Source organism: Chryseobacterium sp. SG20098, assembly GCF_031844745.1.
GTDB classification, from domain to species: domain Bacteria; phylum Bacteroidota; class Bacteroidia; order Flavobacteriales; family Weeksellaceae; genus Chryseobacterium; species Chryseobacterium cucumeris.
The window spans coordinates 3,608,381-3,630,902 of sequence record NZ_CP134622.1; the positions used below are offsets into that span (position 1 = coordinate 3,608,381).

Annotated in this window: 22 protein-coding genes; 7 read left to right on the forward strand and 15 right to left on the reverse strand. The window is 35.8% G+C overall.

What is annotated here, in order from left to right; translation table 11 throughout:
* Positions 1–26: 26 nt before the first annotated feature.
* Positions 27–416, reverse strand: a complete 390-nt coding sequence (locus RHP76_RS16530) for a DUF4293 family protein (protein WP_062673303.1) — start codon at positions 414–416, stop codon at positions 27–29.
* A gap of 144 nt (positions 417–560) precedes the next feature.
* Between RHP76_RS16530 and rho the strand changes: the two genes are divergently transcribed.
* On the forward strand, positions 561–2,396 hold the full coding sequence (gene rho / locus RHP76_RS16535) for a transcription termination factor Rho (RefSeq protein WP_062673305.1): 1,836 nt from the start codon (positions 561–563) through the stop codon (positions 2,394–2,396).
* A 195-nt stretch (positions 2,397–2,591) separates the two neighbouring features.
* Positions 2,592–3,188, forward strand: coding sequence for a superoxide dismutase (locus RHP76_RS16540; protein WP_062673307.1), 597 nt, complete (start codon positions 2,592–2,594; stop codon positions 3,186–3,188).
* Positions 3,189–3,321: 133 nt separating this feature from the next.
* Here RHP76_RS16540 and RHP76_RS16545 read toward each other — a convergent pair whose 3' ends face one another.
* The 4 genes from RHP76_RS16545 to RHP76_RS16560 form a co-directional block, all read right to left on the reverse strand.
* Positions 3,322–4,089, reverse strand: coding sequence for a GLPGLI family protein (locus tag RHP76_RS16545; protein ID WP_311228609.1), 768 nt, complete (start codon positions 4,087–4,089; stop codon positions 3,322–3,324).
* 57 nt (positions 4,090–4,146) lie between these two features.
* Positions 4,147–4,410 carry a hypothetical protein gene (locus RHP76_RS16550; RefSeq protein ID WP_311228610.1) on the reverse strand — a complete coding sequence of 88 codons (264 nt, stop codon included), beginning with the start codon at positions 4,408–4,410 and terminating at the stop codon, positions 4,147–4,149.
* Between the two features lie 246 nt (positions 4,411–4,656).
* On the reverse strand, positions 4,657–5,076 hold the full coding sequence (locus tag RHP76_RS16555) for a DUF6146 family protein (RefSeq protein WP_062673311.1): 420 nt from the start codon (positions 5,074–5,076) through the stop codon (positions 4,657–4,659).
* A gap of 51 nt (positions 5,077–5,127) precedes the next feature.
* Entirely contained in the window at positions 5,128–6,318 is a 1,191-nt protein-coding gene (locus RHP76_RS16560) for an endonuclease/exonuclease/phosphatase family protein (RefSeq protein ID WP_216443471.1), read from the reverse strand.
* Between the two features lie 246 nt (positions 6,319–6,564).
* Here RHP76_RS16560 and RHP76_RS16565 point away from each other — a divergent pair, with 246 nt between their 5' ends.
* From RHP76_RS16565 to RHP76_RS16575, 3 genes are all read left to right on the forward strand, one after another.
* Entirely contained in the window at positions 6,565–9,441 is a 2,877-nt protein-coding gene (locus tag RHP76_RS16565; protein WP_311228611.1) for a carboxypeptidase regulatory-like domain-containing protein, read from the forward strand.
* A gap of 26 nt (positions 9,442–9,467) precedes the next feature.
* Entirely contained in the window at positions 9,468–10,892 is a 1,425-nt protein-coding gene (locus RHP76_RS16570; RefSeq protein ID WP_120232500.1) for a DUF5689 domain-containing protein, read from the forward strand.
* A gap of 139 nt (positions 10,893–11,031) precedes the next feature.
* Positions 11,032–11,529, forward strand: a complete 498-nt coding sequence (locus RHP76_RS16575) for a DUF7336 domain-containing protein (RefSeq protein WP_062673318.1) — start codon at positions 11,032–11,034, stop codon at positions 11,527–11,529.
* Between the two features lie 58 nt (positions 11,530–11,587).
* Here RHP76_RS16575 and RHP76_RS16580 read toward each other — a convergent pair whose 3' ends face one another.
* The 6 genes from RHP76_RS16580 to RHP76_RS16605 all read right to left on the reverse strand — a co-directional run bounded on the left by RHP76_RS16580 (position 11,588) and on the right by RHP76_RS16605 (position 16,001).
* A complete protein-coding gene (locus tag RHP76_RS16580) occupies positions 11,588–12,139 on the reverse strand; it encodes an inclusion body family protein (RefSeq protein WP_311228612.1) in 552 nt (183 codons plus the stop codon).
* 275 nt (positions 12,140–12,414) lie between these two features.
* Positions 12,415–12,885, reverse strand: a complete 471-nt coding sequence (locus RHP76_RS16585; protein WP_311228613.1) for a DUF6702 family protein — start codon at positions 12,883–12,885, stop codon at positions 12,415–12,417.
* A gap of 58 nt (positions 12,886–12,943) precedes the next feature.
* Entirely contained in the window at positions 12,944–13,696 is a 753-nt protein-coding gene (locus tag RHP76_RS16590; RefSeq protein WP_062673320.1) for an LOG family protein, read from the reverse strand.
* 9 nt (positions 13,697–13,705) lie between these two features.
* Positions 13,706–14,419 (reverse strand): nucleotidyltransferase family protein, encoded by a 714-nt coding sequence (locus RHP76_RS16595; RefSeq protein WP_062673322.1) that lies wholly within the window; start codon positions 14,417–14,419, stop codon positions 13,706–13,708.
* Positions 14,420–14,472: 53 nt separating this feature from the next.
* Positions 14,473–14,880: a RapZ C-terminal domain-containing protein gene (locus RHP76_RS16600; protein WP_062673324.1), complete on the reverse strand. Its 408-nt coding sequence runs from the start codon at positions 14,878–14,880 to the stop codon at positions 14,473–14,475.
* 101 nt (positions 14,881–14,981) lie between these two features.
* Positions 14,982–16,001 carry an aminoglycoside phosphotransferase family protein gene (locus RHP76_RS16605; RefSeq protein ID WP_120232503.1) on the reverse strand — a complete coding sequence of 340 codons (1,020 nt, stop codon included), beginning with the start codon at positions 15,999–16,001 and terminating at the stop codon, positions 14,982–14,984.
* 229 nt (positions 16,002–16,230) lie between these two features.
* On the opposite strand from RHP76_RS16605, the gene xrtF reads away from it, so the two are divergent.
* Together xrtF and RHP76_RS16615 are read left to right on the forward strand one after the other, a co-directional pair.
* Positions 16,231–16,761 (forward strand): exosortase family protein XrtF, encoded by a 531-nt coding sequence (gene xrtF, locus RHP76_RS16610; RefSeq protein ID WP_062673329.1) that lies wholly within the window; start codon positions 16,231–16,233, stop codon positions 16,759–16,761.
* Entirely contained in the window at positions 16,748–17,185 is a 438-nt protein-coding gene (locus tag RHP76_RS16615; protein ID WP_311228614.1) for an exosortase F system-associated membrane protein, read from the forward strand. Before xrtF ends, RHP76_RS16615 begins: the two co-directional genes overlap by 14 nt.
* Positions 17,186–17,203: 18 nt before the next feature.
* On the opposite strand, the gene RHP76_RS16620 is transcribed toward RHP76_RS16615, so the two are convergent.
* From RHP76_RS16620 to RHP76_RS16635, 4 genes are all read right to left on the reverse strand, one after another.
* Entirely contained in the window at positions 17,204–18,211 is a 1,008-nt protein-coding gene (locus RHP76_RS16620; RefSeq protein ID WP_277693790.1) for a cation diffusion facilitator family transporter, read from the reverse strand.
* A gap of 58 nt (positions 18,212–18,269) precedes the next feature.
* Positions 18,270–19,262 (reverse strand): aspartate-semialdehyde dehydrogenase, encoded by a 993-nt coding sequence (locus RHP76_RS16625; RefSeq protein ID WP_062673335.1) that lies wholly within the window; start codon positions 19,260–19,262, stop codon positions 18,270–18,272.
* A gap of 67 nt (positions 19,263–19,329) precedes the next feature.
* Positions 19,330–19,761, reverse strand: coding sequence for a hypothetical protein (locus RHP76_RS16630; protein ID WP_311228615.1), 432 nt, complete (start codon positions 19,759–19,761; stop codon positions 19,330–19,332).
* A gap of 86 nt (positions 19,762–19,847) precedes the next feature.
* Positions 19,848–22,511, reverse strand: coding sequence for a TonB-dependent receptor (locus tag RHP76_RS16635; RefSeq protein ID WP_311228616.1), 2,664 nt, complete (start codon positions 22,509–22,511; stop codon positions 19,848–19,850).
* Between the last annotated feature and the right edge of the window lie 11 nt (positions 22,512–22,522).

Consider the following 22,522-nt stretch of genomic DNA (forward strand, 5'->3'; position numbering starts at 1 on the left):
TTCTCACTCAAAAAATCGTTGTAAGGCTATCGAAGTCTGTCTACAGATTTTACGAGCCTCTCATCTTTACGGATGTAAATGTTTGCCATAAGCAGACAGATTACCGCAATCAATGGGAAAATCGGCTCAATACCCTTCTCAGGAATCTGAATTCCTCCGGATAAGTTTAGTAACCAGTACGCCAATACACCAATCAACAAAGCGTTTATAATGATGCTGATGGTATTCAGCAAAATTTGTCTTTTTCTGTTTTTGAAACTGAAAATACTTAATGCTCCAATAATAACAAGTACTATACAGCTTATATTAAGTAAAGGAATACTGTCTGAAATGACAACATCCTGTCCTGTTATAAAAAGGAAAACAGCAGCTAAAACTGCTAATAAAGTCCATATTGTTTGTATTCTCTGTAGCATTGAATATTAAATTCTTGGCAAAAATAATATAAATTTTGCACAATTCAAAAATAAGTGTAGATTTGCATTATACAATGTACTTGAAAACAAAAGTCACCGGACTTACTTTTCTTACTCACAATTAATTACATTTTTACATTAAATATGTTTAACATAGAAACGTTAAGGTCAAAATCCGTAACGGAACTGACTAAAATCTTAAAAGATTTGGGCGTTAAAGTTGCAAGAACCAGCAATGAAAATGACAAGATCTTTGCTATTCTTGACTTTCAGGCTTCTAACCCTAAAGTTGCAAAAGATTATTTCAACGCCACAGAAACCGCCAGTGTAAATACTGAAGAGGCTCCAGCAGAAAAACCTGCCAAAGCCCCGGCAAAAAAAGCTGCCCCGAAAAAAACAGCAGCCAAGCCAAAAGCACCAGCAAAAGCTCCGGTAGAAACTAAAACAGAGGAAATAGTAGAAGAAAAGGTAGCTGCTTCTGAAGACATAAAACCGGAAGAACCAAAAGCTGAAACCACTGTAGCAACGGTAACAGAAGAATCAGCAGCAACTGCTCAGGCAAAAAAGAAAAGAAAAAGAGTTTCTACCAATTCAGGAAATGCAGAAGTATCTCAGGAAAGAACTGAAACTCCAAAAAACACAGAACCTCAAGAGCCTGTTCAGGCCGAAGAAAAGCCTACTAATCCTCAACAACCACAGGCTAACAGACCCCAAAAAGGACACAACCATCCACAGAACAGTGGAAACCAACATAAAAATCAAAACCAACAACATCAGCATCAGCAGCATCAAAACCAAAATCAGAATCAAAACAGACATTCTGAAAAGGCAGAGGAGCAGAACGAGCATAAAAAAGAATTCAATTTCGATGGATTGGTAAGTATTGAAGGTGTTTTGGAAATCTTACCGGATAACTACGGATTTTTACGTTCCTCAGATTTCAGCTATATCTCTTCTCCGGATGATGTGTATGTATCTACAGCACAGATCAGGAATTATGGGTTAAAAACCGGAGATACAGTGAAAGGAATTGTAAGACTTCCAAAAGAAGGAGAGAAATACTTTTCATTGTTAAAACCTACAGAAGTAAACGGACGTGATCTTGCATTCATCAAAGACCGTGTAGCTTTTGAATATCTTACTCCGCTTTTCCCGGAAGAAAAATTCAATTTGGCAGGAAGCAATTCTACCATTTCTACGAGAATTGTAGATTTATTTGCACCTATTGGAAAAGGTCAGAGAGCAATGATCGTTGCACAGCCTAAAACAGGTAAGACGATGTTGCTGAAAGATATTGCTAATTCTATTGCAGCCAATCACCCGGAAGTATATATGATGGTTCTTTTGATTGATGAACGTCCGGAAGAGGTTACTGATATGGAAAGAAGCGTAAATGCAGAAGTAATTGCCTCTACATTTGATGAAGCAGCAGAAAAACATGTGAAAGTAGCCAACCTTGTTCTTGCAAAAGCACAAAGAATGGTAGAATGCGGACATGATGTAGTGATCTTACTGGATTCTATTACAAGATTAGCAAGAGCTTACAACACCGTAACGCCTGCATCTGGTAAAGTACTTTCCGGTGGAGTAGATGCCAATGCTCTTCACAAGCCAAAAAGATTCTTCGGTGCGGCAAGAAAAATTGAAGGAGGAGGATCTCTGACAATCATTGCGACTGCATTAATTGATACAGGATCTAAAATGGATGAAGTTATCTTTGAAGAATTCAAAGGTACGGGTAACATGGAACTTCAGCTGGACAGAAAAATTGCGAACAGAAGAATTTATCCTGCTATTGACCTTATTTCTTCCAGTACACGTAGAGATGATCTGCTTCTGGATGAAGTAACTTCTCAGAGAATGTGGATCTTCAGAAAATATCTTTCTGAAATGAATCCTGTAGAAGCTATGGAATTTGTTAATAAAAACATCAAAGGAACTCTGAATAATGAGGAATTCCTGATGTCTATGAATAAATAAATTTAATTTAATATTGTTAAATAGAAAGCACGGATCATTGGGGTTCGTGCTTTTTATTAATATGATAAAAAAATTAAAACTTAATTCATTCTAAATCAATATATCAATGTTAAAGATTTATTAAAGTAATCCACAATCCTTGATAATACCTTAAATATTGGCTAATTTTGAAGTATAACATTAAAAATAAAGATTATGTCATTTGAATTACCAAAACTAGGATATGCATATGATGCATTAGAGCCAACGATCGATGCAAGAACTATGGAAATCCACCATACAAAACACCACCAGGCATATATTGACAATTTAAATAAAGCAATTGAAGGAACTGAATTAGCAGGAAAAACTATTGAAGAAATCTGCCAGACAGGAACTGACAAGCCAGCAGTAAGAAATAACGGAGGAGGTCACTTCAACCACACTCTATTCTGGGAAATTTTAACTCCTGGAGGGAGCAAAGAGCCTGTAGGAAATGTAAAGGCTGCTATCGAAAATTACGGAGGTCTTGATAAATTCAAAACTGATTTTTCTGAGGCTGCTAAAACAAGATTCGGTTCAGGATGGGCTTGGTTAGTTAAAAATGCTGACGGTTCTGTATCTGTTTCTTCTACACCCAACCAGGACAACCCATTAATGCCTGTAGCAGACGTTAAAGGAACTCCGGTTTTAGGATTAGACGTTTGGGAGCACGCTTATTATTTAAACTACCAAAACAGAAGACCTGACTATGTTTCTGCATTCTTTGATGTAGTAAACTGGGATAAAGTAGAGGAATTATTCAATAAATAATTTTCAGCTATTATAAAAATTAAAAGGAGACTGTCTCAAAAGGTAGACCAACACTCTGAGAATTTCTTAAATGACAAAATTTGTCACACAAGAGTCTGAGAGAAAGGTGCTTTTAGACAGTCTCCTTTTTCCTTTAATCTATGAATAGATTATCTTTTTTAAATTTTTCGTTAATAACTTTTGGGTCTGCTAATTGAACACTATTCCCCATATACATTTTAGCTTTTCCAGCAGGATCAGCGTAAAAATCGTTTCTTTCTTTAATGAAATTTGCTTTTGTTGTTTCAATAAAATTTTTTGGTAAGGTTATATTCAAACTTTGTTTCTTAACACCAACCAAACTAAATGTAAAATAATGGTTTAAATCATACACTTCAATAATCAGTCCTGGGAGTCCTTTAAATCGAAATGGTCCATCATGAGATGGTATGTCAGAAGTAAACCAAGCAGTAAACTTTCTGTTTTCGAGCATACAAACTGCTTTCTGACAATTAAATTCACCTATTTTCTTTTTCTCATTTTCTATTGCCCAGTGTATTGTTTCGGCGGGATATCCGTAAAACTTATTGACAATTTTATCAAGTACTTTGATTTTTTTGTCTATACTGTAAAATACCTCATGATTTACCCTTGCTTGAGGCATAGAAGCAAAGTTTATAGTGTAATTTCCTTTGTCAAAGTTGCTTTGTACGATTGAATCTCTACGCATTTTTGAGAAGCTTTTATAGATAGATTCTTTACCATCTGAAAGTAGTACCATCGTCTCTTCAAATTTCCGGTCTTTATCTAAGGAATCACGCATGAACGTGTACTTATAATAAAATACTGTACTTGATTTCACTTCTTGTGCTTGAATGAAAGTTGTTATGCTAATAATAAATAGTAGTAATAATTTTTTCATTTTTTACATAATTATAAAACTCAGATAGTTTATTTACTATCTGAGTTATTTTTTTGATTACTGATGACAGTTAATTTGTTCAACGGCTTCTGCATCGCTCATTAAACACTCGGTTCCCCATTCGCTACACCATGTTGTGTATGAATTAAGTCCGCAAGATGTTTGAATAAAAACTTGCATACATCCAAATGCTTTTACTTTGTTTTCCTTTTCCTCTTCGTTGATTTCTGTAACTTTGGAATAAAGATTTGATGCTACTGTGCTTTTAGCGTTTACTAATCCAGCAACTCCGAAAGCTGCTAATAAAATAATTTTTTTCATAATGAGTTTTTTAATTCATTACTAAAATATAAAATAAAATCAATTTGTTGTGAACTTTTTTTTATGTTAAATCTCTGTTTTTTAGTTGTTTTCGCATCGTTAAATTAAAAGTTTGTATTTTACTACGGAAATTCCAAATACTATTAAGAAAGACTTTTTATTGAGTATTTCAATGGAATTTAAACAGCATTTATATAAAAAAGGTTCAAAATTACTTTGAACCTTTTTATTGAGGATGTTTTAAATTTACCTTATTGCATCGCTTCCGGATAATCCATTCAATCTTAGCTTATACTTCCAGTTTACATAGGCGAAAACCTGGTATAATTTATATTCAAACTTGATTCCGTAATTTTCCTTAGGATCATAATCGATTCCGGATTCAATAATATTTCTGTATCTGCCGGAATGATAATAGCTGTTCCACTCATTGACCAAAAATGTGTTTTTTGTCTTCAGATAAGATTCTGTGTACTGGCTGATAGGTCTGGCAACAGCGCTCAGAAAATAATCGAATTGGGTATCGATAACCGTAAGGTCCCATTCTCCGTCTTCATTTTTAGAAGGCTTCATTTCATGTTGCTCTTTATCTTTCTTTGGTGTTTCCTGAGAAAAACAGCTGAAAGGTACCAATGCAATCATTACTAATAAAATAATACTTTTCATGATATAGGTATTTATATAAAAAAAGCACTCCAATAAGAGTGCCTAACTTTTTTATGGTTCTTTCTGAAGAACTACAAATGCAGGAAAGTGGTCACTGTAGCCTCCTGTAAACTGATCTCCATTCCATGATCTGAAAGGATATCCTTTGTAATTTCCTTCTTTATTGACAAGATAAGCTGGAGCGAAAATTTCTGCTTTGTACACAGAATATTCTTTAGTTACCTGATCTGAAATTACGTTTTTAGAAACAATAATCTGGTCAAACAGGTTGGGAGCATCCTGATAAGCCAAAGAAGCAACTCCTTTCTTATATAAAGGATACATCAGGTTAAGATAAGGAGTTTCCTCGCTTAAATCTTTTGGATTGGCCTGGGCTTTCAAATGGTTTTTTAAACTTGGGCTTACAGGATCGTCGTTAAAGTCACCCATAGCAAAAAGTTTGGTAGTAGGGTCTGCAGTCCTTACGCTGTCCATCTGCTGTTTTAATAAGGCAGCCGCAGCATTTCTTTTAGGTAAAGAAATTGCTTCACCACCTCTTCTTGAAGGCCAGTGGTTCATAAAAAATGCTACTTTTTCATTGTCCAGAAATCCTGTTACGACAAGGATATCTCTTGTGTATTCTCTTTTTCCGTTGTCACCGTAAATTACCAGTTCTTTTTTTAATGAATTGGTAGGGGTGAACCTTCTTTTCTGATAGATCAATGCCACATCAATTCCTCTATAGTCATAAGAGTTGTAATGAATAATTCCGTAGTCATATTTCTTTAAAGCAGGTTCGTTCACAAGGTCCTGAATGACCTGTCTGTTTTCAACCTCGATTAAGCCTACTACTGCCGGAGCTGTTTTGGTATATTGTGCTCCCATTTCAGAAATCACCTTTGCTTCGTTAGCCAGTTTTGCCTTATAAATTTTCGATCCATAGTTCTTAGCACTTTTAGGAGTAAATTCTTCAGAACCACTTTGAATTCTTACTGCTTTTTTCCCTTTTAATGCACCGTCACTCCAGGGTCCGTCGTATTTTTCTGCTTCCAGAAACTGAATAGAATCCATAGGGATACTTCTGTGGAAAGCAGGGTTTTTAATGTCTTTGGTTCCATCAATATAATCAGCTGAGCGGATAGTATCCCAAAGGTTTTCTACATTTAAGAAACCTACGGTTGCTACTTTTCTTAGTTTTCCTTGTTGTTGGGAGAATGCCACGATCGAAATAAACAGGGCAAACAGACTCGAAAATCTCTTCATCTCTTTGGAGTTTTATTATACTATTAATTACAAATTTACTTTTTTTTAACTTGCTGCGTTTTAAATATTTGTAAATTTAAAAGCAGTAATTTGAAGCTCTCTTTTATAATGATTCTTAAAAGATTGCAATGTTAAGGAAAAATAACGTTAAAAAAGTTCTGAATTGCAAAATTTGATTAATTTTGTGCCCCCAACTTTTAAACTGTTGAAAATTAACAATAAAAGTATTAAAAAATAAATATACTCATGATTAAAAAATTATCATTGATCTCTTTATTTACTTTGCTGCCTGCGTCCTATTATTATGCGCAGACAACTGTGTTTGCGTATCTTAAGGATGCGGATGGCAAGCCTGTTGAGCAAGCAAATGTAGATTTAAAAGGAGCAGGAAATGATGCAAAGGCAGACAAAATCGGATATTTCCAATTTAAAGATTTGATGCCTGGACATTATCAGATTATGGTTACAAAACCCAATTTTGAAACTAAAATTTTTGAATTTGACGTAACCAGTGATGAGAAAAGAAAAGATCTTGGAGTAATTACTCTTTATTCTGCACTGAATGGTGCTGATCAAGGGTTAGCTATCATAGAAGATTCTGGAGAAAGTGATGGCGGTGGTGCACAGCAAACGGCCACGGTAGGTTTATTACAATCTTCTCAGGATGTTTTCAGCAGAATTGCAAGTTTTGATTTAGGACCGTACTGGTTCCGTCCAAGAGGAATTGATAGCAGAACAGGTGAGAACATGATCAATGGGGTTTCTATGGCTGCAGCTGATAATGGAGATGTAGACTTCAGTACCTGGGGAGGGTTGAACGAAATTACCCGTTACCCGGAAATTGCAGCTAACCATGCCCCTTCGGAATATGCCTTCGGAGGAACTACGGGAGTATTTTATAAAAATACAAAAGCCAGCGAGTACAGAAAAGGGAGCCAGTTGACATACTCTCTGACCAACAGAAATTATACCAACAGATTATCCTACAGATTTTCATCCGGAATGAATAAGAACGGATGGGCATTTACAGGAATGATCGCAAGGAGATGGGCACAGGAAGGGATTCAGGATGGTACCGCTTATGATGCATACAGTGGATATGTCGGTATTGAGAAGAAATTCAGCGACAGCCATACCATGACCTTAAATGCCATTGGTTCTAAATATGCCAGAAGCTCTTCAAGTCCAAGTACTCAGGAAGTATATGACTTCAGAGGTGTTCATTACAACTCTTACTGGGGATGGCAAAACGGAGATAAAAGAAATGAAAGAGTGAAAAGAGGTTTCCAGCCGATGATCCAATTACAGGATTTCTGGAAAATCAATAAAAACTCTCAGTTATGGACGTCTGTTTCTTACCAGTTTGGGAAAGAATACAGTTCAAGATTGGATTGGTACAGAGCTAATAACCCGTCTCCAACTTATTACCGTAATCTGCCAAGCTATTGGTTAAACTATAAAGATCCGTCTCCGGAGCAGGCTGCCAACATCGGAATCACAAGAGACTGGTGGACCAATGATGACCAGTCACACACACAGATCAACTGGGATAATCTTTATAATGCCAACCGAAATGTAGAATACAATACATTATTGGGCGGAAGAAGAGCCGCTTACTATCTTGTAGATGATGTAAAAGATGATAAGGTATGGAATGTATCTACGCACTATACTTATAACTTCACAGATACTTCCCGTTTTATTTTAAACTTATCTTACCAAAACTACAGATCTGAGCAGTACAGAGAAGTGAATGACCTATTAGGAGCTGATTTTGCCCTAAATATGGATCCATTTGCATCCAATACCACGGCAGGAAGTGTTTGGGGAAAATTCAATACAAGAGAAAGCGATACTGATGTTGCCAAAAGAGAAGGGGATAAAATCGGGTACAGCTATATCTTCAGAAGACAGGAATTCAAAATAAATCCTGCTTTCAAATTCTCCACCGGAAAATTTGATGTTTTTATTTCCGGATTATTTGGATATACATCAAACAGCAGAGAAGGATTATTCCAACACTACCTGTATGAGTCTTCTTATGGTAAAGGTGCAGATCAGAATTTCTGGAATGCAGGCGTTAAAGGTCAGGTTACTTATAAAATCAATGGAAGAAACTTCCTGGTTTATAACGGAGCTTACTTCTCGCAGTCTCCTTTCCTGAATGATATTTACTTTAATACAAGAGTAAGTGGTGTTACCACTCCTGGTATCAAAAATGTTGTTGTTGATGCCAATGACCTGAGCTATGTAATCTCTACTCCGATTGTTAAACTTAGACTGACCGGTTATCTTGTTAACACCCAAAACGAAACAAGTGTACAACGATATTTCGCACAGGGAGTTAAACTGACAAACCTTACTGAGAGTGGTGATCAGGCTCCGGTTCAGGATGGTGCTTTCATTACGCAGGTACTGGCAGGAGCCAATAAGAGAAATATGGGGATTGAACTTGGTGCACAGGTAAAAGTGACGCCTACTTTAACGGCAAGTGGTTTATTAAGCTTAGGACAATACACTTATACTAATAATCCTACCGTTTATTTTGCATCTGATGCTGTTGGAACGTTCAGAGAGCTTGACGGGAACGGAAATATCGTATCAAGATCTTATACCAATATGGGCGAAGCAACGCTTAAAAATTACAGACAAGGCGGAACTCCTCAGGAGGCATATACTTTAGGTCTTCGTTACAGCAGTCCTAAATATTGGTGGGTAGGAGCAACATGGAACTATTTCGGGCATTCATTCTTAGATCCATCTCCGGTAACAAGAACCGCAAGATTCTATACCAATCCTAATACACCTGGAGTTCCTTATGATCAGGTAACTGATGAAGAACTTGCAAGAGTTCTTACGCCTACAAAGCTTCCTTCGGCATTCTTCTTCAATGTTAATGCAGGGAAGTCCTGGATGATAGGTAAGTATTATGTATTGCTGTCTGCATCGGTTAATAACATCCTTAATAACAGAAATTATATTACAGGAGGATTTGAGCAGACCAGAAACGTTAACTATATTGATTATGCAAATGATTACGACAGCGGAAATATGGTATTCGCTCCAAAGTATTGGTATAATCAGGGTAGATCTTATTTTGTTAATCTTCAATTCAGATTCTAAAAAACTAAAATTAAAAATCGAAAACAATGAAAAATATATATTTTAAAGCGGCGATCTTTAGTGCTATTTCAATGCTGGCATTCTCGTCTTGTGTAAAAACTGATGATTATGAGGTACCGGAAATCAAATGTACCAACAAATTTGCTGCAGCTAATCACCAGTTATCAGAAATTGTAACTATTGCAAAGGCAAAACCAGGAGAAGCCGACATCATTAAGGAAGATTTCATCGTAGAAGCTTATGTCTCTTCAAGTGATGAGTCTTCAAATCTTTACAAAATGATGTTTCTTCAGGATAAACCTGAAAACCCGACACAAGGGATTGAAATTGATATCGATGGGGGAAATCAGTATCTTGATTATCCTATTGGAGCTTTAGTAAGAATCAACCTGAAAGGATTGATCGTTCAGGGAGTTAATGGAAACATTAAAGTAGGTTCTTATGACCCTAACTATCCTATTGGAAGAATCAACCCTAATAAACTATCCAATTACATGGCAAGAGTTTGCGACGGACAAAAGCCTGTAGTAGCTGCAATGAAGCCATTAGAGTTCAACTCTATCTCTGATGCTTTGAAAAACGGTGCTCATATCAATCAGCTTGTGAAAATTAAAAATGTTCAGTTTGAAGAGCCTGAACTGACCAAAAATTTTGCTGACGAATCTGCAACAGGTGATCGTTATATTACGGATAAAAAAGCAGGTAGATTAGATCTTCGTTTCAGCAACTATTCAACGTTTGCGAAATCTCCTATCTCTCCTAAATATGAAAAAAGTGGTGATATCGTTCTTCTTCTGAGCCGTTTTACAAGCTCAAATAACACAACGGTTTTTACAGATCAGGCTTATATAAGAGATCTTAATGATATTAATTTCCCGAATGCCAGATTCACTCCAGGTCAGCCGGAACTTCCATCTGCTAATGCTGTCAATCTTTTCCCGAGCTCTGATTTTGAGAACTGGCCATCTTTCCTGTCAAGTTTAAATAGCTTTGGACTTATGTCTTATGCCTCTCAGGGTATTGGTTTGGGATATAATGATACAAACTCCCTTCAGATTAAAGGTACACCTGCCAATAATGATTATGTATTTACAGCAAATGCTGCGTCAGGAATACCAGCAGCTCCAAAGAGAATTACAATGTATATTAAAGGTACTGCATCAGGAAAATCCCTTTCTTTCAACGTATACAGAGCAACACCATTAGCTCCTAATACCTCTGCTTTCTATACATTCAATTTAGCAACATTCTCTACAGGTGCTACTTTAAGCCCGGAAAGTACGAATTCATATAACGGATCTATCAATACGAACGGACAATGGAGACTGATTGAGCTTACGCTTACAGGCCTTACCGATCTTAATACTACCGCTGGAAAACCAATGTTTGCCCTTAAAACAGGAAAAGACGGTGTGTATGATCTTCAGATTGATAACATCAAAATTGAGTAATTCATTAGGATAAAATATATTCTAATACACTTTATAAAAATCGGGCAGCTTGAAAGCTGCCCGATTTTATTTTAATAGTGGATATTAAATCAATTAAGGATTTAATACTTTTATCTCTAAAAACAGAAACTATATTAAGATGGAATATTTCATTTATGCATTAAATCATACTTACACCGATGAATCCCATACAGATACTAAATTTCTTGGATTTTCTAATAGTGTTGAAAACTTAGAAAAGTTGAAAGCCAAAGCAGTTGTTCTTCCTGGATTTAGAGATTATCCCGAATCATTTGTTGCCGATTGTTATATTCTGGATAAGATACATTGGAATGAAGGATTTCTGGAGGTCATTGGTGAAATTGGACGTGACTACATTGAAAAAGGTGACGACATAGATGCCAACTGTATTTCAATAAAAGAATTAGGCTTAAATACGGTTTTCAGTGTCAGCCATTATTATACAATACATACTTTTCTGGATGACGAAAGATATATCGGAGTATTTTCATCTTTAAAAAAAGCAGAAAAAGCTATTGAAGAACTGAAAGACAAGCCTGGTTTTAAAGATCATCAGAATGATTTTAATATAAGTGAGTTGGACCTTGATATTCTTTTATGGTCTACGGGATTTTGAGATATTAAAAAGCAAAAACCACTGCAGTCTATCTAAATGCAGTGGTTTTTATTTTCTTTTATTTAACCGTAATTGTTGGATCCCAGTAAAAGTAACCGTACAGAATCTGTTTGTTACTGTCATTCGGATCTAAAATATAAAGTCCAAACTGTACATAGAAATTCTCTGTTCCTGTAGCTTTTACTTTAGAATCGATACTCGCAAAAGTAATATCAGCGCTGGCGGCAGGAAGACCGTTTTGAGAATTCAGATTGGGCACGGCAGCCTTCTTTCTTTCCACAGAATTGTACATAAAGCTGTTAAAAACCTGATCACCGGACCAGTATTTAATATTGTAGATGATCACAGCATCATCAGAATTTTGATAGATTGATGTTCCTCTGAAAGAAACTATATCTCCGGCTCTTGCACTGAAGTTCAGATCAGCTGTACCTTGTCCGGAAATAGCGTTGGCATTGGAAACAATCATATGTTGGCTGTTATGATCAATTCCGGTAGGATTATTAGGGTCTGTACTTGGATTTTTATACGTTCCTCTTACATAATCCGTGTCAATAACGATCAGGACATCAATTTCCTGACTGGATGATTTTAGTTCTATATCTTCCATGATATTTAGTTTTGTTTGGTGTTTTCTTACTCATTGGGCTTTTCAGATTCCGCCCCGTTATTAAAGTGATACGGCTTCACTGATTGAGTTGTAATTACAATACAAATGTACATGGCTGAAAATGAAAATAGTAGAGTGAAAATGCTGAAATTTTGGATTACGTATTTGTACTTAATTAATCTCTTTTTAGTGACTTTTTAAAGCTTCAAAAAAATACCCTGAAAAGTTCAACTTTACAGGGCACCCATTTTATAATGGTTAAATCTAATTTTCGTTTAAAAAGAAACCTCATTCACTTCTTTTCCTCTTTGGAAGTTCATTGTTTTCTGGCTGCCTTTGTAGGCAATGTTTACCAGGTTGATCTGCTTAGGAAAAGCGCTTAAAAGGATCGTATTTTTAATCTTTAAGGTATTGATATCCAAAACACCTCCGGTTTCAAAATATACCCATACAGTTTCTCCACTGACCTGACTTCCTGTGAAGGTAATCGTTTTGGGAGACCCATTGACAAAAACATCAAAATTATTGTTCACATATTTTTTTACCTCTGCTTCAAATCCTGCCGTGTTAGGGTTGATTTTAATAGCATCAGAGATATGGCTTGTATTCATTTTTGTGGTAAACTTCAATGTCTTGCTTCCATCAATATAGTCAACTTTGGTCATTGAAGAGAAAAAGTCTACATACATAAAACTCATTAACACAAAAAATGTTAAAATTCCTGATATATATAAAAGTTTTTTCATCTTAATTAATAGATTTACAATCATACTTGCTAGTTATAAGTCACAAATAATATGCCAATTAGAAATTTACATTTACAGAATATTTATCATAAAAGGCTTTAATATGCGCTACAGCCTCATCAGCCGTATCTACCACACGATAAAGATCAAGATCATCTTCCGCAATCATTCCCTCTTTTAACAGAGTTGCTTTAAACCAATCCAGTAATCCACCCCAGAATTCACTTCCTACCAAAACAATGGGGAATTTTCCAATTTTGTTGGTTTGGATCAAGGTCATCGCTTCAGTCAGCTCATCCAGTGTTCCGAATCCTCCAGGCATTACTACGAAACCTTGAGAGTATTTTACAAACATCACTTTTCTCACGAAAAAGTAATCAAAGTTCATAGAATAAGATTTGTTGATGTAAGGATTGAAATGCTGTTCAAAAGGAAGATCAATATTAAGTCCTATAGATTTCCCTTTGGCATTAAAAGCTCCTTTATTTCCTGCTTCCATGATCCCCGGGCCGCCTCCGGTAATAATTCCGAAACCTAGTTTGGTGATCTTTTCAGCGATATCTACCGCCATTTCATAATATTTGTTCTCCGGCTTCAGTCGGGCAGAGCCAAATATAGAAACGCATGGGCCAATTTTAGCCAGTTTTTCATAGCCGTCTACAAATTCAGCCATGACCTTGAAGACCATCCAGCTGTCTTTGGTGATTGTTTCGTCCCAGGTTTTCTGTCTGAAACTGTTATGCAGTTTTGTTTCGTTACTATCAAATTCTGGATTTACTAAACTTTCATCCCTGGTTCCATCAATTTCCATTGCAAAAATTTATTTAAAATGTTTTTCGGCTTCTATTATGGAGGATGGTCTTCCGACATCAATAAGAATACTGTCGTGTACAAAACCATGTATATGCTCGGTCTGCATCAGATCCAGATATTCTTCCATAACAGAGAATTTGCCTGTTCTTTTTATTTTTTCGAAGATGACAGGATTGATACAATGAATTCCGCTGAATGCAAGGGCTCTAAAACCTTTATTGAATTCTGCCAACCTTTGTTCTCCAGTCTGTACATTCAGCCAGCCTCTCAAAACCATATCATCATTGAAAAGGAGTTTTCTCGAACTTTCTCTGTCCGAAACCGCTAAAGTAGCAAAATCTTTTATCTTTTTGTGGTATTCTACCAATGCATTGATGTTCAGGTCTGTTAGAATATCAGCGTTCAGGATTAAAAAATCTTCTCCATGATCTAGGAATTTTCTTGCAAATATCAAGCCGCCACCAGTTTCCAGAAGTTCATTGGTTTCATCAGAGATTTCAATCTTGCACCCGAAATTATTGTTTTTATTCAGGAAATCAACAATCTGTTCTCCAAAATGATGAATGTTGATAACAAAATCCTTTATTCCGAAACTTTTCAGGTAATTAATATTTCTTTCCAGAAGCGGAATTTCATTTACCTTGGCGAGTGCTTTTGGGTGATGATCTGTAAATGGCTTAAGCCTGGTACCTTTTCCAGCTGCGAAAATTAAAGCTTTCATTTTTTATAATTGATAAATGGTAATTGATGAATGATGATACAAAGTATTATCATTTATTTATTCAGTTGCGGTTGTTCATCGTGGTGAAGAGTTACCTGAGTTCCTTCAGGATATTTTTCTCTGATAAATTCTGCAATTTTTATAGCGGAATATACTGATCTGTGCTGTCCGCCTGTACATCCGAAGTTGATTTGAAGATGTTCAAAGCCTCTTGCAAGATAATCGTCAATATTGATGGAAACCAGAGATTTTATAAGTTCTAAAAACTTTGGCATTTCTGTTTTGGTTTCCAGATATTCCTGAACTCCGATGTCATTTCCGGTCTGGATTTTATATTCTTCAATTCTTCCGGGATTTAAGATTCCACGGCAGTCAAAAGCGAAACCTCCGCCATTTCCGGAATTATCTTTGGGAATTCCTCCTTTTTTGTATGAAAAACTGTGTATCTCGATGTGTAGCATATTTTTTATTTTTAAACCATTAAGGCTTATTTAGTTATGTTGAAGTTGCTTTATGCTTGCTCAAATATTTTCAATCTATCAGTCTGAGCGGAGCCGAAGACTTATTTATTTATTATTTCTTCAATTTTTTGCTTTGCCTTATCAGACGTTAACTGCTGAATTACTTTTTTCAGTTCCGGATAATTATTCATCTGTTCCCATGAGTCTGCAAATTGGGTAATATTTTGTATCCCTTTCTCAAGGCTGGCCATGAAATGCTGCTTTCTCTGAATCAATCCTCGGAATCCATAGGCTCCCAAAACCTGTAAAAATCTCATCATCTGAATAGGCATTACTGCATTTTTCAGTTGGATTCTTGTTTCAGGATCTTCAAACTGTTGAATATAATATTCGAGCATTTCCTGTTTGAAATCTTCCGGGAAATTAGCTTTAGCCTGAAAAAGAAAAGAGATGACATCATACATCAACGGGCCTTTCATAGCCGATTGGTAATCGATGAAAGAGATTTCATTCTTTTCATTCACCATAATATTTCTTGCCTGAAAATCGCGGATCATAATTCCTTTAGGTTCAAGGTTCTCAATGAGCACTGCAATTTTTTTAAATTCTTTAAGAAGAGTAGACTTGTTGTACTCAAGTTCCAGAAAATCGGCGACAAAGTTTTTAAAATAATAAAGATCATGAATCACAGGAAGCTCATCATAACTTTCATATTCAAAGGTTTTTGAAAAATCAATTTTCCCCTGAGTCTGTAGCTGCAATTGGTAAAGCTTTTGTAAAGTCTGCTGAACCAAAGATTTTATATTGGGCGATAATTGTTCTTTTGTAATCACCTCGGAAAGTGTTTGTTGCCCTAAAAATTCCTGGATATACATCTTCCTGTCATCTGAAACAGCGAGGATGGAAGGAGTATTAAGACTCAGGTCAGCGAATACTTCGGAATAGTAAAGAAAACTTTCATTTTCCGGAATATTTTCATTGTACGTGATAATGTATTTCTCAGTACCGGCAGTGGCCAGAAAATTTACCCTCGCAGAGCCGCTTTGAGCTAATGTGACGAATTCGGAAGATTTTTTACCTATATGGTTTTCAAAAAATCGTTTTGCGTTTTCAGAAGTCATAATATGGAAACAAATATACTAAATTAACATGAGTTGGAAATGATAGATTTAAGAAGTGATGGATGAAGATCAAAGAGTTATTATCATGGAGATGTAGAATTTTGGTTTTATTAATTGTTTTTGTGAAAAATTTTCAATGTAAGTCTGGTAATTATATGGTTTGAACTCTTGTTTTTAACTTTCTTTATTCAAATTCAGGATATTACACACTAATTTTTATCTTTGTAGTATGCTGAAAGACTTTAAACCTGTTTTGGGTATCTTATTGCGTTTTATTATTATATATCTGGTGCTGCTCTTTGCCTATCAGTTCTATCTGAATAGTGGAAAAGACTCCGGATTGGATTCTTTTTCAAAGATGATAGCCAATCAGGTGACAGCTGTTCAGAATTCGATAGGTTACCCTACAGAACTTTATGACGATCTAAAGAACGAACAGGTTTGGTTTTATGTTAAACAGAATTATGTGACGAGAATGGTGGAGGGTTGTAATGCGATTTCTGTTATCATTTTATTTGTGTCTTTTGTTTTTGCTTTTTATAAAGGAACGAAAACTTTTGTTTTTGTGGGAGCGGGACTGGTATTATTGTATGTTATCAATCTTTTAAGAATTATAGGATTGAATATTGTCATGTCAGATCATAAAGAATACGGAAAGATGTTTCACGATTTTATTTTTCCTTCCATTATTTATGGAAGTGTGGTTGCCCTTTGGCTGATCTGGATTAAATTTTTTGCCTTAAAACATGAAAATTCTTAGCTGGTTTCTGGTTATCGCAGGTATATGCGGATTGATAGGGGTAAGAGCTTTGGAAGGTACTCTTTTTTATGACCCATTTTTAGACTACTTTCACGAAGCCAATAAACATATTGAGTTCCCTGCCTTTGAATGGGGAAAACTGATTGCAGGACATGTATTCAGGTGTATTTTAAATCTTCTTTTTTCCTGCGTGATTATTTACGGTTTATTCAAAAATAAGAACTGGACCATACAGGGAGCTGTAATGATGATTGTCGTTTTTGCTATTACATTCCCGATTTACCTGTACTGTATTCATAACAAATTTGAAATAGGATATCTTTTTTCTTTTTATATGAGAAGATTTGTCATCCAGCCTTTGATCATACTATTGATAGTACCGATGTTCTATTATAGGAAGAAGATGGGCGGTGAACAAGGCTAGAAAAGAGAATCCGAATTTTTATTCTCCCTCAACAATTGTGTGTTTATCCACACTCGTTACATTTTCCGGAGTCCATTCTACACGTTTAACAAATTTTTTTTCGCGGACAGGACATTCCTTGATCTGACAAACCGGACATGAAATTGGTTTACAGTCGTCCATATGGAAATTGAATTCAATATTGCGTTTTATATTTTTAGCAAGAAGGAGAATTACTTTTTCCATTTCATTGTGTGCATCGCGAAGGTCATAATACCAGGGAAGGGTAATATGCGCATCAATGTGAAGGGAAGCACCAAACTGCTGTATTTTCATATTGTGTACATCAATCCATTCTACATGTCTGTTGCCTTCAAGGATTTTAATCACCTGATTTAATATTTCAGGATCCTGTTCATCCATAATTCCGCTTAAAGATTTTCGGACGATTTTATAGCCTACAAATATGATATAAAGTCCAAAACTTAATGCTACTACAGAATCCAGCCAATAGATTTTGGTGAAATAAACAATGATTAAACTGGCCACTACGCCAAGGGTGGTAATGGTATCGGACTGAAGGTGTTTACCGGACGAAATAAGAACCAGAGAATTCTCTCTTTCCCCTTTTTTTATAGAGATATATCCCAGCAGGTAATTAACAACTGCAGTGGCTGCAATAATCCATATCCCAAGATCAATTTTACTGAGTGTTTTTCCTACAATAAGGCTGTGAATTCCTTCGTAGATAATCATAACACCGGCTATGGCGATCAAAGCTCCTTCAATTCCGGAAGTCACGAATTCTACTTTCCCATGGCCATATGGGTGATCATCATCTTTAGGTTTCGCTGCAAGATGAAGAGAATACAATCCCATAAATGCACTGATGACATTAACGATGCTTTCCATGGCATCAGAAAAAACAGCATCAGAATTAGTCAGTTTCCAGGCAATGATCTTTCCGATAAAAAGGATAATTCCAAATGCGGCAATAAGCTTTTGAAATCCTATTTTCTCTTTGTGGGTATTTTTCTGGGTATTCATATAAGTGTTTGATAAAAAAAAGAATCTCAATTCTGAGACTCTTTTTATTTTTGTTAGTTTATACTAAGTTGTTTGCTACCAGGTATTCTGCAATTTGTACAGCGTTTGTTGCTGCTCCTTTCCTCAGATTGTCTGCAACGATCCAGAGGTTGAGCGTTTTGGGCTGTGACAGATCCCTTCTGATCCTTCCAACGAAAACTTCATCTTTTCCTTCTGAATAAAGAGGCATCGGGTAGTGGTTGTTTTTTACATCATCCATTACGATTACTCCAGGAGTTTCAGATAAGATTTTTCTTACTTCGTCCAGTTCAAATTCATTTTCGAATTCGATGTTTACACTTTCAGAATGTCCTCCCTGAACCGGAACTCTTACAGCAGTTGCTGTTAAGTTAAAGGTATCGTCTCCTAAAATTTTCTTAGGTTCCTTCATCAGTTTGATCTCTTCTTTTGTGTAATCATCATCAGCAAATACATCACAGTGTGGCAATGCATTTTTGAAGATCTGATATGGATATACTTTTTCAGTAGTTTCATCTCCGCTGATTTCACCGTTTAACTGGTCTACAGCAGCTTTACCTGTTCCTGTTACAGACTGGTAAGTAGAAACGATTACTCTTTTTAAATCATATTTTTTGTTCAATGGACCAAGAACCATTACCAATTGAATGGTAGAACAATTCGGATTTGCGATGATTTTATCTTCTTTTGTTAAAACATCAGCATTGATCTCAGGAACGACTAATTTTTTGTCAGGATCCATTCTCCATGCAGAAGAATTATCAATTACTGTTGTTCCTGCTTCTGCAAATAAAGGAGCGAATTCAAGAGAAGTAGATCCACCTGCAGAAAAAATAGCAATATCCGGTTTGGCAGCTATAGCGTCCTTCATGCTTACGATGGTAAATTCCTTCTGTTTATACTTCACCTTCTTGCCTACAGATCTTTCGGATGCTACCGGGATTAATTCTGTTACAGGGAAGTTTCTCTCCTCCAAAACTTTAAGCATAACTTGTCCAACCATTCCTGTTGAACCTACTACAGCTACTTTCATTGATTTAAATAAAAATTTAAGATTAAACTATTTATAAATTATAACGCATATAATTTTTTTGTCTGTTTTAAGCCCCGAAGACTCTTGTCCAAGGGAATGCAAATGCAAATAAACCTACTGCAATCAATCCCATAATTACTACTCCTAAAGAAATAGTATCATTGGATTTTACTTTTTTGTTGACAATAGTCATCAAAACTGCCGCAATAAGCATAGAGAATGGATGTTCAACATATTGGAATCTTAATGCTGCATTTTTCATTACTTCTCCCATGTTTAAACCTTTGCTGAAAGTGGTGATCAGCATAATGATCCCTAATAAAAACTGAACGTGGAAGAAAATCATCGAGAAAAGCGTTGTTTTCTTCAAAAATTTGTTCACTTTTCCACTGAAACCGAACATGGTAGCTAAAAGTGCAATGACAAATAATGTTACCAAAAGAATTTCAAGATACCCGAAACCTTTGTGGGCATTAAGTAAAATGTTGTAAAAATCCATAATCCTATTTTTTTGTACACAAAGATAACAAAAATCCCGGCTCAAAGCCGGGATTGATATTGAGAAAATCTAATATTATGATTTTATTAGAAGTTGAATGATAAGGTTGCTGCCCAGGTTCTTCCGAATCCGAATAGTACACGGTTGTCAGTTGCTACACCCTTGTACATATAACCCAATTCTTCATACGTTTTCTTAGCAGTATTGTTAGATCCATCAGCTAATTTTGAAGGAGCGTCAGATCCAAATACGTTTGTTGATGCGTCAGAAATATAGAAGGTATCAAATAAGTTGTAAACATTTGCCCCGATTGTGAAATACTGAGATGCATCTTTTAGTCTGATTTTGTATGAAATACCTAAGTCAAATAAATTGAAATCAGGTAATTGTAATACTCCTCTATCTTGTGCTGTCTGGTTAGAGAAAGTAGCAATATCAATAGATGAATATACTTTTCCTACATATCTCCATGTTCCAAAAATACTTAGATCTTTTACTGGCTTAACAGTCGCTCCAAGTGAAGCTGTCATTTGAGGAATACTGTTATTGCTTGTTCCTCCTACTTTTACTTTATCTAAGTAAAGAGTTGTTGAAGTTGATGTTCCTGATAATGTAAGAGGATTGTTGTTGTCATCAAAAGCAGATCCTGTTGCATTTCCTTTGTAGTAATAATCACCCCAAGAGAACATACCTTGGAACTCTAGGAAATTTGTTGGTCTGTAAACTGCATCAAATTCAACACCTTGGTGGATTTCAGTAATACCACTGATTTCCGCATATCCTGTAGTCGTTGTGTTATCAGCTAATGTAAATGTCTGATTGGTTCTTCTTAACCATCTATCTCTCCATTCAGTTCTATATAAGTTAACATTAGCACTGAATTTTTGAGATCTGAATCCATATCCTACTTCAGCTGAGAAGATTTTCTCATTAGTTAAACTAGGATTTAAAACCTGGAAGTTACTTGGATAAACAGAATTCATGAAAGGTTGTTTACTATAATAACCTACATTAGCAAATACATTGTTTTGACTGTCAATGTTATAATTTGCACCCCCTTTAATGTTATATCCAAATAAATTTTTGAATCCGGTTTTTGTATTGACAACCTGTCCCTGCTGCTTAGTTACACCATCTTTAACGAAGTTATCAATTCTTTGGTATCCTTGATTAGATACTGATCCCTGAAGGAATGCAGATAATTTATCTTTAGTATATTCAACCTGACCAAATGCGCTATACCAGATAACTTCACCATCGTTGCTATATCCGATTTGCTCATTTAAAGGAGCTGTTTTCCCACCGAATGGGTTCCATGCAAGCTGCTTATAATCATATGTTCTTGTAACATTATAAGGCGCTACATTATTGTTAAGAATTTCCTGATAACCTTTTGCACCATACAAATCAGAAACTACCTGATAGTGGTAACCATAATAATATCTGTCATCTGTACCAATTGAGAAATTCCAGTTATCATTAACTTTATGTTGGAAGTTAGCCAAGATACCATACCAGTTATGAGAGTTGATACTTGATCTTCTGATAATACCATCTCTTACCTGATATTGTTTTCCGTTAGCCGGGTTAGTTACCATATAAGGAGTACCAGCTGTTATGCCGTTGTTTAATGCGAAAATTTTATCATAGTCATAAGTTCCGTCTGCTCTTCTGTAAGAGTTAATGTTGTTTGTAGAAGGAGTTCCGTTACTGTTGAATTTTCCATTCCAGAAACTTCCAAGATCTCCTGTTCCACCACCTCTACCATTAGACATGTATAGAACAGTACTTAATTTGGACTTTTCACTCATTGTCCAGTCCCAGTTCAGCATTATTACTGGCTTTGAGTAATAATTGGCTCTGTTTGCAATAGAAGTTCTACTTCCGTCAGCATTGGTACGGTATCCCCAGTCAGAATTATAGGTTCTGTCAGGCGTATTATCGTGATCCGGGTTATATGTTATATAATCCTTAATTAAAGGTGAATAAGTTCTTTGATCGTGCCATTGAGGAGATCCTGTAATGGTAAACTGAAAATTATGCTTCTTGTTAGGCTCCCATCCTAATGCAAAATAGTAAGCATAAGATTCATAATCAGTATTTTGAATATATGTACTTCCGGCCTGTCTGCTCATTAAGAATGAAGAAGACCAGCCTTTATCAGATTTACCAGTATTGTATGCAAAAGATGTTTTTAAGAAGTCATTGTTACCAACGCCTAATCTAACAATACCGCCTTTTTTCATATCTGCTGATTTTGTTAAGAAGTTCATTGTACCTCCTACAGAAGCAATTGCCAACTTAGAAGAACCAAGTCCTCTTTGTACCTGCATAGTACTTGTAACGTCAGCTAGTCCAGTCCAGTTTGAGAAATAAACAGTACCTCCTTCCATATCATTTACAGGCATACCGTTTACCATTACTGCGATGTTTCTGGATTCGAAACCACGCATAGTGATTTGGGAGTCTCCAAATCCACCACCACCTTTTGTTGCGTAAACAGATGGTGTTACGTTCAGGAGTTCAACAAGCTCTTGGTTTCCTTGTTTTTCAAGAATCTGCGCAGCTTTAATAGTAGAAACTGCTACCGGTGTCTTTCTATCTTTAGCGATATCCGTAACACCTCTTAAGATTACCTCATCAATATCTTTGGACTTTTGCACTGTGTCCTGAACTTGTTGAGCGTAATAAACACTAGCTGTAGATAAAGTAATAACCGCAGTTAGTATTGATTTGTTGATTAATTTCATAATCGTTAGTA